At 55.2% G+C, this 14700-nt stretch carries 14 protein-coding genes and 1 tRNA gene; 9 read left to right on the forward strand and 6 right to left on the reverse strand.

The genetic code is table 11. The features are described from left to right. Positions 1-218: 218 nt before the first annotated feature. On the forward strand, positions 219-1823 hold the full coding sequence (gene serA / locus WCX19_RS06740; RefSeq protein ID WP_373006440.1) for a phosphoglycerate dehydrogenase: 1605 nt from the start codon (positions 219-221) through the stop codon (positions 1821-1823). A gap of 81 nt (positions 1824-1904) precedes the next feature. Here the strand turns inward: serA and WCX19_RS06745 are convergent, their stop codons facing one another. Beyond that, positions 1905-2225, reverse strand: coding sequence for a DUF4389 domain-containing protein (locus WCX19_RS06745; RefSeq protein ID WP_373006442.1), 321 nt, complete (start codon positions 2223-2225; stop codon positions 1905-1907). Between the two features lie 161 nt (positions 2226-2386). Here WCX19_RS06745 and WCX19_RS06750 point away from each other — a divergent pair. From WCX19_RS06750 to WCX19_RS06765, 4 genes are all read left to right on the forward strand, one after another. Beyond that, positions 2387-2460, forward strand: a tRNA-Val gene (locus WCX19_RS06750). Between the two features lie 901 nt (positions 2461-3361). Continuing rightward, entirely contained in the window at positions 3362-4492 is a 1131-nt protein-coding gene (locus tag WCX19_RS06755; protein WP_373006444.1) for a glycosyltransferase, read from the forward strand. Between the two features lie 11 nt (positions 4493-4503). Further along, positions 4504-4773, forward strand: a complete 270-nt coding sequence (locus WCX19_RS06760; protein WP_373006446.1) for a hypothetical protein — start codon at positions 4504-4506, stop codon at positions 4771-4773. 69 nt (positions 4774-4842) lie between these two features. After that, entirely contained in the window at positions 4843-5985 is a 1143-nt protein-coding gene (locus tag WCX19_RS06765) for a hypothetical protein (protein WP_373006448.1), read from the forward strand. Between the two features lie 4 nt (positions 5986-5989). Here WCX19_RS06765 and WCX19_RS06770 read toward each other — a convergent pair whose 3' ends face one another. Continuing rightward, the gene (locus WCX19_RS06770) at positions 5990-7642 is read right to left on the reverse strand and encodes an ATP-dependent DNA ligase (RefSeq protein WP_373006450.1); all 1653 of its coding nucleotides are present in this window, start codon (positions 7640-7642) and stop codon (positions 5990-5992) included. Positions 7643-7805: 163 nt separating this feature from the next. On the opposite strand from WCX19_RS06770, the gene WCX19_RS06775 reads away from it, so the two are divergent. Both WCX19_RS06775 and WCX19_RS06780 read left to right on the forward strand, forming a co-directional pair. Then, positions 7806-8999, forward strand: a complete 1194-nt coding sequence (locus WCX19_RS06775) for a hypothetical protein (protein WP_373006452.1) — start codon at positions 7806-7808, stop codon at positions 8997-8999. 70 nt (positions 9000-9069) lie between these two features. Then, positions 9070-10146 (forward strand): response regulator, encoded by a 1077-nt coding sequence (locus WCX19_RS06780; protein WP_373006454.1) that lies wholly within the window; start codon positions 9070-9072, stop codon positions 10144-10146. 5 nt (positions 10147-10151) lie between these two features. On the opposite strand, the gene WCX19_RS06785 is transcribed toward WCX19_RS06780, so the two are convergent. The 3 genes from WCX19_RS06785 to WCX19_RS06795 all read right to left on the reverse strand — a co-directional run bounded on the left by WCX19_RS06785 (position 10152) and on the right by WCX19_RS06795 (position 11419). Next, entirely contained in the window at positions 10152-10940 is a 789-nt protein-coding gene (locus WCX19_RS06785; RefSeq protein ID WP_373006456.1) for an MBL fold metallo-hydrolase, read from the reverse strand. Between the two features lie 93 nt (positions 10941-11033). Then, positions 11034-11219 (reverse strand): hypothetical protein, encoded by a 186-nt coding sequence (locus WCX19_RS06790; RefSeq protein ID WP_373006458.1) that lies wholly within the window; start codon positions 11217-11219, stop codon positions 11034-11036. Between the two features lie 11 nt (positions 11220-11230). Next, positions 11231-11419 (reverse strand): hypothetical protein, encoded by a 189-nt coding sequence (locus WCX19_RS06795; RefSeq protein ID WP_373006460.1) that lies wholly within the window; start codon positions 11417-11419, stop codon positions 11231-11233. Positions 11420-11614: 195 nt separating this feature from the next. Here WCX19_RS06795 and WCX19_RS06800 point away from each other — a divergent pair, with 195 nt between their 5' ends. Continuing rightward, on the forward strand, positions 11615-12742 hold the full coding sequence (locus WCX19_RS06800; RefSeq protein WP_373006462.1) for a putative sulfate/molybdate transporter: 1128 nt from the start codon (positions 11615-11617) through the stop codon (positions 12740-12742). A 103-nt stretch (positions 12743-12845) separates the two neighbouring features. After that, a complete protein-coding gene (hisD, locus tag WCX19_RS06805; RefSeq protein WP_373006464.1) occupies positions 12846-14126 on the forward strand; it encodes a histidinol dehydrogenase in 1281 nt (426 codons plus the stop codon). A 36-nt stretch (positions 14127-14162) separates the two neighbouring features. Here hisD and WCX19_RS06810 read toward each other — a convergent pair whose 3' ends face one another. After that, the gene (locus WCX19_RS06810) at positions 14163-14699 is read right to left on the reverse strand and encodes a hypothetical protein (protein WP_373006466.1); all 537 of its coding nucleotides are present in this window, start codon (positions 14697-14699) and stop codon (positions 14163-14165) included. Position 14700: the final 1 nt, after the last annotated feature.

The raw sequence follows: 14700 nt of genomic DNA on the forward strand, positions 1-14700 counted from the left end.
CTTGCCGCCGACCGACGAGATATCCTCCTTCCTGATCTCTTCGAGCCATAGAATATTGGGCACTTCTTTCATGCTCGCACCACTTATGATCTCACCTCCCCCCTGTTTAAGTATTATCATCTGTCAGTACGTCCCCATGGATGCCCCGGCCGGCCTTTTTTTTGTACGAGACAAGAATAACCCTGATTAGGTATTGCGCAGATATTGTATGGGTTTTTATGGCAAACGCGAGAGTGCTCGTCAGCGATCCGCTGGCGGAAGAGGGGCTTGCTATCCTCAAAGAGGCTTGTACTGTAGATGTCAAGACAGACCTCAAAGAGGACGAGCTTTGCGGGGTTATTAAAGATTACGATGCCCTGATCGTGCGGAGCGGCACGCAGGTAACCGCAAAGGTGATAGCGGCCGGCAAACATCTGAAATTTATCGGGCGTGCCGGTGTCGGTGTGGATAATGTCGATGTGGATGCAGCGACAAAACAGGGTGTCATTGTCGCAAACGCCCCTGAGGGTAACACCCTTGCGGCGACCGAGCACACGATGGCGATGATGCTCTCGCTTGCACGGAACATCCCGCAGGCGACCGCGAGCCTGAAAAAGAAGGAGTGGAAGCGTTCGAAGTTCATGGGTGTCGAGCTCAACGAGAAGACGCTCGGGATTGTCGGGTTTGGCCGGATCGGGCGCGAGGTGGCAAAGCGTGCCATCGCAATGGAAATGAAATGCGTCGCATACGATCCGTTCATTTCCAAGGACCGGGCAGCCCAGCTCGGTGTCAAGGTGATGACCCTTGAGGATCTTTTCAAGGTTGCCGATGTGATCACGGTGCACACGCCGCTGATCAAGGAAACCAAGCACGTGATCAATGCCAAGAGCATCGCGACGATGAAAGACGGCGTGCGGATCATCAACTGCGCACGCGGCGGCATCATTGATGAGAAAGCGCTCTACGATGCGATCCAGAGCGGCAAGGTTGCCGGTGCGGCGCTCGATGTCTTCGAGGAAGAACCTCCGCTCGAATCTCCGCTTCTGACCCTTGATAAGGTAATTGTGACCCCGCATCTGGGGGCAAGCACGGTCGAGGCGCAGAAGAACGTGGCAATCCAGGTTGCAAAGCAGTGCGTCGAGGTCTTAAACGGCGGCTCGGCAAAATACGTGGTAAACGCGCCGATGGTTCCGTCCGAACAGGCCGAAGTGCTCCAGCCGTATGCGGAGCTTGCCGAGAAGATGGGACGCTTTACGATCCAGACCGTCGAAGGGCGGCTCACATCGGTCGAGTGCATCTACGGTGGCGAACTCTCCAAGTATGCGGGCAGCATGAAGTTTGTGACCCGTCTGGTCCTCAAAGGATTGCTCGATCCGATTCTCCAGACACCGGTCAATATCGTGAACGCCGAGTTTGTTGCAAAGGAGCGCGGCATTGCGGTGAGCGAGACCGTGACCGAAGAGTCCCACGGGTTCAAGAACCTGATCACAATCAAGGTAACGACCGACAAGACCGAGATGGCGGTGAGCGGTGCGGTATTTGGAAAAGACCGCAGCCGGATCGTCTCGGTCGGCAAGTACACGATGGATCTGATCCCGGAGGGTTACGTGATTGTCTCCCGCCACATGGATAAGCCGGGCGTGATTGGCAGGGCATCTACGATTCTTGGGAAGTGTAACATCAACATTGCCGGCATGCAGGTCGGCCGGATCAACCCGGGCGAAGAGGCGCTTATGGTCTTAAATGTGGACAGCGAAGTACCCGAGGACGTAATGAAGGAGATCCGTTCGATGCCGGGTATCTTCTCAGCGACGTTTGCCAGGATTTCATCAAAGAAGATCTAAATCTTTTTTATACGTTTTTACGGGATTTTCATTCGAAGCTGCGCTGTGCCCGAGCCAAAAAAAGAATAATGGGGTTGCCGGTTACGCTTCTTCCTCGAACACCAGGACCTTGACCGGCATAATGTTGGGGCGCTTATCGTTCATGATATACGTGTAACTCATCACGTGCACCAAGTACTCAAGATACCCTTTGGCAAAGTCCGAGAGCCCTTCATGTCGTGTGCCGAAGATAAGGATGTGGAACCACTGGATGATCAGGCAGATAGTAGCGACGATGCCATATACGAATGCAACAATACCGATCAGGATCCAGTAGACGATACGGATAAGCAGTTCAAGACGGCTTGATTCATGCACGTACGTGAAGAGCTGGGTTGGTTTCGGGGTTGTTCCATCGGTCATAATATACCAGATTCCTTTTTTGAGGTCAGGAGTGATAAACTGACCGGTCTTTTGTGCGCCCTCATCCGGGTCTTGGGGGGTGCGGCAGCGCGGATCTCAAGCATGGGGACACTATTTTTTAATAATAGGATGACAAACATTGTAGAGCATCAGATCGACGCGGGCTCGTGGTCTAGTTGGCTATGACGTCGCCTTGACATGGCGGAGATCCTGAGTTCGAATCTCAGCGGGCCCATTATTTTTAATTTTTCAGTGTTTTCCTGTTTTAGGTTTCTGCTCATCTGCGTTGGCACCCGGATTCTCCACGCTTTTCATGATACTGCTGGTGGTACTCCCCGGCCCGCCAGAACAGGGTTGCCGGGACAATCCCGGTGACAAACGGTCTCCCGGCCGGAATGGTCGGGGTCTTCCTTTGAGAGGGTAGCGGAGTATCCCTTTTTTGGCAGCCGCCACTCTCTTTAGTCAGGAGGGGGTACCCCCCACCCCGGGTCACAAGAGGGGGGTGGGGGGTAAAACTTTTAAAAATTGGTCGGGGGGTCAGGGTACCTCTCATTTTTGGGAGCGGGGGGTACCCCCTTAGCAAGAAAAGAGGCCCCTACCCCCCCAAGCCACCGGCCGGCAAAACATACGTTCAGACGATAACTCCATGCGAAGCACAGGTTTTGGGAATGCAGGAAAGAGGGGGTAGGCCCCCTCTTATACCCGGACAGGGGGGTGGGGGGTAAAACTTTTAAAAAATTGGTCGGGGGTCAGGGTACCTCCCGTTTTTGGGAGCGGGGGGTGCCACTCCGGGCTGGCTGGAGGGGGTACCCCCAATGGACCGGGAATCGCTTCGGCAGGTCCTATTAAAAAATTCTGATCTTTGCAAAGGAAAATTCAGAGAAATACAGGGTTTTAAGTTCCCCTATTTTACCCCCCTCAAAGAAGATCCTTTTTTCGAATACCTGTTAAGATCTGAGTAAAACAAGGCTCTCATCATTACGGCAACCATCATAATCGATAACAACACACGATCCAATGCTATAATTGTAGTGCCAGTGTGTTCCGGCGGTATCATCCTGTAGTCCGGATTAAAAGGGGTCCCGTGCTTTGATGCCGTTACTGCGGGTTCCCTCTTAAAGTGAGGAAACAAAAAAATGCGGATACTGTTTGTCGTGTGCGGCGAAGGTCTGGGACATTCGTCCCGGTGCATCCACCTCGGCCATTATCTGGAGCAGCACGGGCATTCGGTTAGCTTTGTGGCTTACGGGAAATCCTATGATTTTTTCCACGACCATGGGTGTATCAACGTGTACCGGGGGGAACGTGAGGTCTGCCTGGAAGGGGCAAACGGGTTTTTCTCCTTAAAAAAGACCCTCTGGTGCTCGAAATGGACGGCCCTTAACCTGGCACGTTCCGGATTTCGTGCCCGCCGGTTGATCCGTGAGCACGGGTTCGACTGCGTTGTCTGTGATACGATGTACGGGGGGGTTATGGCGGCACGGTTCCGGAGGGTACCGGTCATCTTTATAACCAACCAGAACCGTTTCATCGGTCCCGGCGGCCGGAAGAACCCGGTCTGGTTTATTCTCAATTTTTTGATCCGAAGGTACCTGTGTCTTTCTAACACGGTAATCGTGCCCGATTATACCCCACCGGATACAGTAAGCCAGTATAACTTGTTTATTCCGGCACACGAACGGAACCACTATCATTTCACCGGCCCGTTCCTCGATATTGACCTGTCCCGGTACCATTTCTCACAAGAGACGATTTTTGCCAGTTTCGGGGGAGAGCCGTACAAGCTTCCACTCTACCAGCTGCTTCGGAAGATTGCCGATGAAAGAAAGGATCTGCTCTTCGATGTATTCTATACCGGGGCAGACCTTCCCGGATCTTCGGATAATTACCTCTCCCACGGGTACGTGCCCAACCTGTATGAACATCTCGCAAAGGCACGGATTGCCATCGTGCATGGCGGGCTTACCACCCTGCATGAGGTCCTCCTCTTTAACAAGCCGGTCCTTATCATCGTGGACCCGGGTCATCCCGAACAGCAGAATAATGCAAAGAAGATTGTCGAAATGGGTGCCGGTACTGTTGTAGACGGGCGGACGATCACCCGGGAGATCCTTGAACAGAAGATCGCTGAGACGCTGGCGCTTTCCCCAAGCTCATATGGAAAGGAGCATTCGAAGGTGAACGGAAGGGAGAATGCAGCGGAGATCATCGAATTGGTGGGATCGCGCAGACAAAAAAAATTATGGCCGCTGATCCACCGCCAGTGAAGGAGACCGATATGGGCATTTCTGAAGAGATTAAATCGATAAACCCCGGTGAGGAACTGCATACGTGCCCGGCCTGCGGGTACGAATACGGGTTCCATACATCCTTTGTCAGCGTGAACGCCGGGAAAAATGGGAAGGCGTCCCCGGTGAAATCAACCCGGGAACTCTACCGGGTGATACTGATCTGCCCGGAGTGTGGGTCGCGGTTCGATGCGGGCTGGCGGATCTCGTTTCATGATGAGGAGAACCGTGTTTTCAAGACAACGTGTATCCTGCACTGATACATTTGTCCCGTCCCTGTTGCAGCCGGGGAACGGGAATGGCCACGCGGAGCCGGGAGGCGGTGCGTAATGCAGTGTATCCGGTGCAAGGGGAAAGGCATGTGCGGCCTCGCCCGGTGTCCCATCACCAGCAGGTTCCATGCACAGGCAGATGTAAAACCCTCTGCTACTTACCAGGGCAGCGCCCCTTCGGTTTTTGTCGGCAGTTTCGGGTATCCGGATGTCCAGGGCGGCCCGCTCATGATAAACGACAGCGATCATCCCCCGGACTGGCTGGGCCGGAACCTCGGGATCGAGGATATTGTGGGTATACGTGCACGGACGATCCGCGGGAGATCGCCCCTCCAGCGGTTCACGGGCAACCTCCAGGAGATCGCCCTTTCATCGCAGCCTCTTGATGTCGACGTGGCGTTTGAAAAACCCGTCTCCTTTGCAATGACCTTTGACGGCACGGTCGCCCCGGTGGGATTTTCCGGGGCTGTCCGGAACCTCGACGTGATCGGCAGCGCGAGAGTGGGGCGGGTGGTTGACAGAATCACGTCAGATGTGGATATACGGGCCACCGATGCCTGCGTTGAACTCAAGCAGGGCGGGAGCGATGTCTATGAGATCACCAAGCTCATGACCGCGGGGCTTCTCGGGAAACGCCGTCATTTTGTTCCCACCCGGTGGGCGATTACGGCGGTTGACGATACCCTTTCCACGGCGCTTAAAAAAGAGATCGCACGGTTCCCGTCCCTTGACGAGTGCCGGGTCTTCTCCGGGGAGGTTTTCGGGAACCATATCGTCTGCATCCTTGCACCGGGGGACTGGCGGTACGAGATGATCGAGATCTGGGGCCGCCGCACGCTCTGGGCCGGGGATACGGAAGTGATCGTCGAGGACCGGGAAGCGTTGAAAAAACAGGGATATTCGCCGATTTCAGGCGCCTATTACTCGGCCCGGCTCGCTGCGTGCGAGTATCTCAAGGGTATCCGCCGCTCGGCCCGGGTGATCGTGCTGCGCCACATATCGAGCGATTACTGGGCACCGCTCGGGACCTGGGTGATCCGGGAGGCGGCACGCAAAGCGATGGCATCTTCCCCGGTTTCATGCGAATCTCTGGATGCGGCGGTTGCCGTGGCGTCTGCCCGGCTCGGGTTTGATTACTGGCAGCAGCACAGCACCCTCATCCCGGAGATGCGCACGCAGCGGACGCTCTTTTCGTTCTGATCCCTTAACCTGTGTATGCCTGCGCCGACTTTGACTGCCGCTGGTACCGGTCTTTTATGCTGTCGAGTGTCTCGATCTCGGTCGTGTCCTTGTCGTCCCTGAGACGGATGAACCGGGGGAACCTGAGGGCAAACCCGGCCCCGTAGGTCGGGCTGACCTGTAGTTCGGCATATCCCACTTCGAACACAAGTTCCGGTTCAAAGCGCACCTCTTTTCCGGCGCTTGATATCACGGTGTCTTTGAGGAGTGCGTAGACTTCGGCCAACTGGTCATCGGAAAAGCCGGTCGCCACCCGGGAGAGGGGGACGAGTTTTCCCTGGTCCTGGCAGGCCACCAGAAAAGAGCCAAACACGTGTGCCCGCTTCCCCTCGCCCCACTCTGCCCCGATGACTGCGAGATCGAGCGTGTCCACCTCGGGTTTGATCTTGATCCAGTTCTTTCCCCGCTGGCCCGGGGTGTAGGGCGAATCAGCGACCTTGAGCATGATCCCTTCGTGGCCGGCGGCAAGCGCACGGTTGTAGGTGTCCTCGATCACCTGCGGATCGGCACTTACTACCTGCGGGGCCACGTACTGCGTGACCACATCCACAAGGATCTTCCGGCGCTCCAGGAACGGGAGGTCGATCAGGGTTTTGCCGTCAAGATAGAGGATATCAAAGACATTGGGCACCAGCATGATCTCTTCCTGTGCCTCGGCAATATCATGCCGGCGCCGGAACCGGCGGAGCACCGACTGGAATGGCATCGGTTTGCCGTCTTTGATCGCAATCACCTCCCCGTCGAGGATCACATTGTGGGTGGTCGAACCCTGCAGGAGTCCGATCACATCGGGAAGTGCCCCGCTGACGTCTTCGAGCCTGCGGGAGTACATCATTGCTGTGACGCCCTCCTTGTGGAACTGGAACCGCGATCCGTCGTACTTGAACTCCGCTGCCACCTCGCCGTGCTCCTGCACCATTCCGGCAATCGAGCCCTGTTGGGCAAGCATCATCCGCACCGGGTGAAAGGGGGTAATGCGTATATCCATAAGGGCGTCCGGCCCGATCCGTGCGAGGCGTGCTACTTCGCCCAAATCGTTCTTGGCCTGCATCGCGTGCTCAACAAGAGCGGAATCAACCCCAAATGCCTTTGCGATCGCCTCGCGGACACTTCCCTCCCCGACGCCGATACGGAGTTCTTCGAGCATGATCCGGGCAAGGTATCTCCCTTCGAGCGGGCTGGCATCCCCAAGCAGCAACTTGACCGTACGCAATTTCTCCTTCTGGGAAGTTGCCCCGCCACGCGCTGCTATGCTGATGAGTTTATCGTATACATCGACAATTTCAAGATCCTGATGGGATAACGAGACCTGCGATTTTTTAGAAAGGAGTTCTTCTACGGCTTTTCCAACGTCCCCGTTTTTGTTGATTTTCCCGATTACCGCGTCCTTTTTTATCCCGGCAACGTAACCCACGGCTTCGTAGAGCAGGTTCGGTCCGATCCCGAGTTTTTGCGCACTCCAGTCGGGAAAGATCCTCCCCATAATAAACCGGACAAAGACCGGGAGTTCATCCGGTGAAAGCCCGGGCAGGACCCGGCTTATCACATCGATCATGTCGAGACGGCCGGAGATGCCCTCAATCTCTTCACAGCACCGTGAGAACTCCAGAAAGAGCATGACGTTTCTGCTTTGTGAGTTGGCGACCGGAGCATTAACAATTTACTGTATCGCCGGAACCGGCAATCCCCCTCAAATAATGTTATTTCGAGTCAAAACAAAAAGTAAAGTATTTTTAATGACCTGCCGATAGGTTATGTAGTGCAGGTCGTGGATTATCTCTATGGGTAATGAGTGGCTGCCAGAGGCGGTTGTCCGGTTGAGACTGGAGCGCCGTAAAAAAGAGTTTATTGATTACATTGGTGTCAACAGCGAAAAGATTGATGCCAACATTCCGGTTTTTTTCGGCCAGGTCATTTCGTCCCTTGAGAAGACGCTTCCCGGCCTCGGCGATGAGTTTATCGACCCGTTCATCGATGCGATGGCATTTGCCGTGCTTGCAGCATCGAAGCGATCTGATGATATCCCGTTTATCCAGAAACTTTTCGATCATGCCATGCGCAGCAAGCGCGGGAACAGGAGCCGTGCTGTCTATGACATCCTGATTGGCATGAAGATGATAACCACCGGGAAGTATGCGGAGGCTGTTCAGCAGCTCAAGAAGTACCAGGCTTTGGATGTCATGATCTGCCCGGCGATCGCCTACTGTTATTTCGTCCTTTCCACCCAACAGACCCCCATCGAGAAAAACGGGAGATCCCAGCGCCCCAACAATATGTCGCTTGCTGCACGGGAGCAGATGATCGAACTCGTCCGGCTCAATCCACCGATCAACCGGCTTCAGGATTTCGAAATTACCGAAGACCCGCAAATCGACAAGATCTTCTGGTTCATGATCAAGCAGGCAATCGACTGGTTCCCCAGCGAGCGCGAGTTTGTCCGCATCGGGATAGAAAAGGCATCTTACGACGGGAAACGTGACGTAAAAGAGGAGCTTCTCAATATTGCGATCGAGCGGTTTTACAATGATAAGTTCTTCCTGCGCGAGTTTTACAAATTTAAGCTCGAAAACCGGGACGCTGGCGGCGTAGCCGGGGTTATTAAACAGATGACCCAGCAGTATCCTGATGACATCGAGCCGATCTACTATGGCATGACTCTCTCGATCATCACCGGCCGCATGGACACCTATTTCCGGTTCCGGAAACTTGCCTTTAATAAGAATATCCCGGCACAGGCGCCCCTCCTGCTGGACTATGCGTTCGAGGTGATGCGTGACAGGAAGATCGAGGCTGCCGCCTGCATGGTCGAGATAGAAAAACAATTCGGCCCGCAGCACTATTTTGTGACGCTGCTTGAGTACGTGGCACACGATTTTCAGTCAGAGGACCTGAAAAAAGTCAAGCGGGCAAAGAAGGCGAGTTTTGATGCAATCAACCAGTATTGTATGAAACTGCTCAAGATTGAGGCGGGATAAGGAGAAGACATATGATGACAGGTGCCGGCGAAAGAAGAACGGTTTTTTGGGGACAGATGGAGGTTGTGTTATGGCAGTAGTGCGAATCCTTATCGCAGCGGGCGACGCGGTGGATGCAGATGATCTCTCCTGTCTGGCAGAGGCGGCAGGGTGCCGGGTGGAGGCACGGGCGTCTTCCGGGAAAGAAGCAGTTGCGCTGGCAAAAAAGGCCCGGCATCTGGATCTCGTGTTGATAGACACACACAGACACGGCGACATGGGCAGCTCTGCAGTGGTAAAAAAACTCCAGACACTTTGCAACACCCCGGTAGTGCTGGTCGCCGATTCCGATGAGGCAGTCCCAATCCTGCACCGGAATGCTGCTGTCCCGTACGGGTGCCTGGTACGGCCGTTTGGTACCCGGCAGTTTCGTCAGGTTATCGAAGCCGCGGTCTACCGGCATTCCCGGGAGCCGGGTCTCAGCGGAAACGGCGGAGGTAAAAAGACGTACTCCGACCCGGCGGTGCGTAAGATTGCTCACGATATCAACAACTCACTCAGCTCAGCGCTTGCGAATATCCAGCTTTCCCGCCGGTCGTGCCCCCATAAGGATCGCGTATTGGAGCACCTGGACAGCGCTGAGGCGAGCGTGCTGCGGGCGCGGGATCACTCCCACCAGCTGCTCACGCCATCAGTGCGGCCGAAGAAAGAGGCCGGTGCAAAACGTGGGGCAAAGGACCTAAATGAGTCTCTTCAAAGTGCGCGGGTGCAAAAAGAAGGGGTGACCACACGGTACAGGATCCTGCTGATGGACGACGAATCGGCGATCCTTTCGGCCACAAGCGATATGCTCTCGTTCATGGGTCACGAGGTTACGGTGGCAGAAAATGGCGATACAGCCCTTAGGCTGTATACACAGGCAAAGACAGGTGCCGTGCCTTTTGATGCCGTCATCCTCGATATCACCGTGCCGGGCGGCAAAGGGGCACAGGAAACCCTGCCCCGGCTTCAGGCGCTCGATTCCAACGTGCGGGCGATCGTCTCCAGCGGGTATGCCACGCATCCCCTCGTTGTCAGTTTCGCCAACAGCGGCTTTATGGCGGCCCTTGTAAAACCCTATGGGTTCAAGGAGCTCGAAGAATCTCTTTCACAGGCGTTTCGGTCTTAAGTGGACTACAACCGGATTTCCTGTGGGGAATCCGGGGACGAACCCCGTTGTGTCGCTACGATCAGGCTCTTTTCTTCAAAGAAGAGTCCGAGACCCCCGCGTGCACTCGCCATTGCACGGTCCGGCGTATTGTTGATCTCGCTTAAGTGGGAGAGTACTACCTGCGACACGTCTTTTCCGAGCACCTGAAGTGCTGCGGCGGCCGCCGGGTTTGAGAGGTGTCCCCGGCTGGACCGGATCCGCCGTTTCAGTGACTCGGGATATGGCCCATTTGCAAGCATCTCCGGGCAGTGGTTGCTTTCGAGCACGAGGCCGTCGCAACGCCGGAGCAGGTTCAGCATATGAGGGGTAACAATACCCGTATCGGTGCAATAGCCAAGCCTTGTACCGTTTTCTGCAATGACAAACCCACATGGCTCTGCCGCGTCGTGGGAGGTAGCAAACGGGGAGACTGTAAACCCCCCGACAGCAAAGGGGTTATCATACTGGCAGGCATGTGTCGCGAGTGGTTTATCCGATGTGCGACGGTGGTTGAGAAAATCTTCAAGCGTACCCCTGGTTGCATAAATGGGGCATTCCAGTTTTCTTGCGAGCACGTCCAGGCCCCTGATATGATCCACGTGCTCGTGGGTAACGATGATTGCACTAATTGCATCGGGAGCGCAACCGGTCTGCGTGAGCCGGTTCAGGGTCTCCTTTGCACTCAAGCCGGCATCAACGAGGATAGCACCGTCACTGCCTTTAATATACGTACAGTTACCTTTGCTCCCGCTTGCAAGAATCGTGCACCGCATGTCTTCCTACCCTAAGCGTTTTTTGTATTAACCTGCTTTCATCCAGCCCCTGCCGGGGTACGGGAAGAATGCAAAAAAAGGGGAAAAAGATGGTTATTTTTTCGCTTTCATCGCTTCATACTCCGCGAGCACCGGGGCAATGGTTTTCGTGGAGACAGAACGCCGCACAAGCTGTACTAGTTTCCGGCAGTAATTGATGTGGGCGATCTGGATACTTACAATCAGGCCAAAACAGAAGCACGTGATGCCGATCAGGATATAACTTGTAATTTCAACCATCGAATATCCCCTCAGGTCTCCTTTGCGAGTTCATCCACGAGCGGTACTAAAGAGTCGGTATCGGAGCATTCTTTTGCGAGCACCATAAAACGCTTCGAAAAATTCAACTTCAGGACCTGATACCCGATGATCATTCCTATCGAGAACATAATAATCCCAAAGCCAAAATAGATAAGCAGATCCATCAGCAGGTCAGTCATGACACCACATTGACTGTTACGGCAGGATACAGATAAATTTATTGAATCAGGGTCTCTCCGTTTCACAGAGATGGCTTTATGTCCCGATCATTGTCTTTTTTTAGGGAAAGAGAGAAAAGACCATTAACGGCAAGAACGTTGGTATCGTTGTACGGGGAGAAAACTCATGGATTGTAGTTTCAGGTGCGGGAGTTCATGACGGGCGAACAAGCCATTCCCCTCCGTTTCACGCTTTCCGAGTTTGCCGGCTCTCTCGGGGACTTTGGGACGATCATCCCACTCGTCCTTGCTGTCGCACTGGTCTCCGATGTCAACCCGCGCTACATCCTCCTCTTTTTTGGGATATGGTTCATCCTGACCGGGCTCTATTACCGGCTGCCCATCCCGCTCGAACCGATGAAGGCGATTGCGGTGATCGTGATCGCCGGTGGGATCGGGAGCGGGGAGATCGCAGCCGCCGGCCTCATCCTCGGGGTGCTCTTTCTGGTGCTCGGCTACGGCCGGTGCTTTTCGGTCATCGAGAAATGGGTACCGGAGAGCGTCGTGCGGGGCATCCAGCTCGGACTTGCCCTGCTCCTCTTTAAGGCATCCGTGGATTTTGTGATCAAGGATTCCCTCTTTTTTGTTCTCGGCATCGCTGTCATCGTGGCATTTATCCTCCTTGTCCATTACCGCAAGACCCCTGATCTTTCGTCTATCTGTGTCATCGCAGTGGGTGTGATTGGGGGGATTATCATGCATGGAATTCCCCCCCTCAGTCTGATCCCTGCGCCCCAACTCGTGATCCCCCTGCCCACGGATTTCCCGTCAGCCCTTTCCACCCTTGTCCTGCCACAGGTGGTTCTTACCATCGCAAATGCGATCCTCGCGACCTCCCTGTTGACAAAAGACTTCTTCGGGAAGGATGTACCCCCCAAAAAGTTCTCGACAACTATCGGGCTTATGAACCTCACTTCGGTTCCCTTCGGTGGGTTTCCCATGTGCCACGGGGCCGGGGGACTTGCCGGCCAGTACCGTTATGGGGCACGGACCGGGGGGGCGAGCATTATTGCCGGCCTGATTTTTATCACCCTCGCCCTGTTCTTTACTTCCCCGGAGGTACTCTCCATCGTGGCAGTAGGAGTCCTTGGGGCGCTTCTGGTCTTTGTCGGGATCGAAATGGGCAGGCACAGCCTCAAGACAGACTCGATTATCGTCACCGGCCTTATAGGAGCGCTTGCCCTTGCCGTTTCCATGACCGTCGCGTTTATTGTTGGCATGGTTGCTGTGTACCTGCTTGGGTGGATAAAAAAGAGGAAGACCCACAAAGATCCCGTAGCATAGGTCCTGACGGAAGCGTATCCCGTAGGGTGTCCGCTGATATTATGGAGCGAATCCGTTCCTGTTAACGAAACCTTAACAACCTTTCCCGCCGATTTTTTCTGCTATGTGGAGCGCGGTTGATGTCGAAACCTGGGTCTCGCGGCGCACATCCCGGCTGGATGCCGTGCATGGCCCGGTACAGGAGATCATCGAGAAGGTGAGGACGGGGGGAGATGCAGCCCTCATCGAGCTTTCTGAAAAATTCGATAAGGTGCATCTCGACACGATCGCGGTTGATGAGGATGCACGGGAGGCGGCCTACGAACAAGTCGATGCACAGGTCACCGAGTGCCTGGTGGAAGCTGAGGCTAGGATCAGCCGGTTCCACGAGCTCCAGCTGCCCCGGGGGCTCTGGCTAAACGAGCTTGAGCCCGGTATCACCCTTGGCGTGAAGACCACACCGCTCTTCCGTGTCGGGGCATACATCCCCGGGGGTCGTGCCTCATATCCCTCGACTGCTCTTATGTGCACGGTTCCCGCACGGATCGCTGGCGTCCCGGAGATCTGCTGCTGTTCCCCGCCGCCGATCCAGCCTCTCACGCTCGTCGCGCTCGATATTGCCGGCGTGCACGAGATCTACCAGTGCGGGGGTGCTCAGGCGATTGCCGCGATGGCGCTCGGGACCGAGACTATCGATCCGGTAGACAAGATAGTGGGGCCGGGGAACGTGTATGTGACTGCCGCAAAGATGATGCTCCGGGGGAATGCTGAGATCGATTTCCCGGCGGGCCCCAGCGAGATCGCAGTTATCGCGGACGAAAGTGCCGTGCCTGCGTATGTCGCAGCCGATATCCTCGCACAGGCCGAGCACGATCCGCATGCGGCCTGCCTTCTCATCGCCACGTCTGCCTCTATCGCAGACCGTGTCAGCGCCGAGATCAAAAAACAGGCAGAACATGCCCCGCGAAAGGAGATCATCGCTAAAGCGCTAGAAAACTCCGGTTATATCGTCACTCGCGACCTGACCGAAGCGGTTGCGATCTCAAATGCCGTCGCCCCGGAACACCTCTCCATCCAGGTGACAGATCCTCTCACGGTCCTTAACGGGATACAGAATGCAGGCGCGATCTTTGTCGGGCCGTACACCCCGGTTGCCTGTGGGGACTATGCCTCGGGTACCAACCATGTGCTCCCGACGGCCGGGTATGCCCGGCAGTATTCGGGCCTCGACGTGCACCACTTCTGCAAGACTTCATCGGTGCAGATTCTCACAAAAGAGGGTCTGGACAGCATCGGTGACATTATTGAAACCCTTGCCACCGCTGAGGGATTGTCTGCCCATGCACAATCGGTACGGGTGCGGCGTCAGGAGACGAAGGGCAGCCGGAAGAACAACGACTGCTGATGTATCAAACCGGGTTTTCCCGGGTGTATCGTTTTTTCAAGTGTTTTTCAGTCGGCGGATCATGCAGGAGCCGGTAATGATGGTTATCCCGAGTGCAACAACCGCAATCCCCGGGGACAGGGGCACCGGTGTTGCCTCTTTCTCTGAGGGCAGGAACGTGACATCAACCGAGGCATAACCTTCATGGCTGAACCGTTCCCGGTCAATCGGGGAGGTTGCCACGTAAACCTTGTAGGTTCCAGGGTTCATGTTTCCGAGGATGATGGATGTGTCCCACGGGTAATTCCAGGTACCCGTTTTGAGGTCCACCGATGCAGTGGTAAAAAGGCCGCGCCCAGCCGGGATATTGAGGTTCTCCAGCGTGACGCCCCGTGAGTCCAGATCCGGGCCGGTCACAAAGAGGTAAACCGCGATTGTGTGGATGCCCGAGACCGTGCCGTTCAGGTAGACCGTGTTCCCCATATGCACCACGGTGGGAGTGGCATTGATAGTGACCGTCTGTGCACCTGCCGGAAGTATTGCCATAAAAACAAGGAAGGCAACTGCAACAAGCGGACAGAACCCCGAACGCATA

This window comes from Methanoregula sp., assembly GCF_041663825.1.
GTDB lineage: Archaea > Halobacteriota > Methanomicrobia > Methanomicrobiales > Methanospirillaceae > Methanoregula.

Excerpts from the sequence above, each read along its gene's own strand:
- serA (WP_373006440.1), top strand. The coding sequence starts at position 219 with ATGGCAAACGCGAGAGTGCTCGTCAGCGATCCGCTGGCGGAAGAGGGG.
- WCX19_RS06745 (WP_373006442.1), bottom strand. The coding sequence starts at position 2,225 with ATGACCGATGGAACAACCCCGAAACCAACCCAGCTCTTCACGTACGTG.
- WCX19_RS06755 (WP_373006444.1), top strand. The coding sequence starts at position 3,362 with ATGCGGATACTGTTTGTCGTGTGCGGCGAAGGTCTGGGACATTCGTCC.
- WCX19_RS06760 (WP_373006446.1), top strand. The coding sequence starts at position 4,504 with ATGGGCATTTCTGAAGAGATTAAATCGATAAACCCCGGTGAGGAACTG.
- WCX19_RS06765 (WP_373006448.1), top strand. The coding sequence starts at position 4,843 with ATGCAGTGTATCCGGTGCAAGGGGAAAGGCATGTGCGGCCTCGCCCGG.
- WCX19_RS06770 (WP_373006450.1), bottom strand. The coding sequence starts at position 7,642 with ATGCTCTTTCTGGAGTTCTCACGGTGCTGTGAAGAGATTGAGGGCATC.
- WCX19_RS06775 (WP_373006452.1), top strand. The coding sequence starts at position 7,806 with ATGGGTAATGAGTGGCTGCCAGAGGCGGTTGTCCGGTTGAGACTGGAG.
- WCX19_RS06780 (WP_373006454.1), top strand. The coding sequence starts at position 9,070 with ATGGCAGTAGTGCGAATCCTTATCGCAGCGGGCGACGCGGTGGATGCA.
- WCX19_RS06785 (WP_373006456.1), bottom strand. The coding sequence starts at position 10,940 with ATGCGGTGCACGATTCTTGCAAGCGGGAGCAAAGGTAACTGTACGTAT.
- WCX19_RS06790 (WP_373006458.1), bottom strand. The coding sequence starts at position 11,219 with ATGGTTGAAATTACAAGTTATATCCTGATCGGCATCACGTGCTTCTGT.
- WCX19_RS06795 (WP_373006460.1), bottom strand. The coding sequence starts at position 11,419 with ATGACTGACCTGCTGATGGATCTGCTTATCTATTTTGGCTTTGGGATT.
- WCX19_RS06800 (WP_373006462.1), top strand. The coding sequence starts at position 11,615 with ATGACGGGCGAACAAGCCATTCCCCTCCGTTTCACGCTTTCCGAGTTT.
- hisD (WP_373006464.1), top strand. The coding sequence starts at position 12,846 with ATGTGGAGCGCGGTTGATGTCGAAACCTGGGTCTCGCGGCGCACATCC.
- WCX19_RS06810 (WP_373006466.1), bottom strand. The coding sequence starts at position 14,699 with ATGCGTTCGGGGTTCTGTCCGCTTGTTGCAGTTGCCTTCCTTGTTTTT.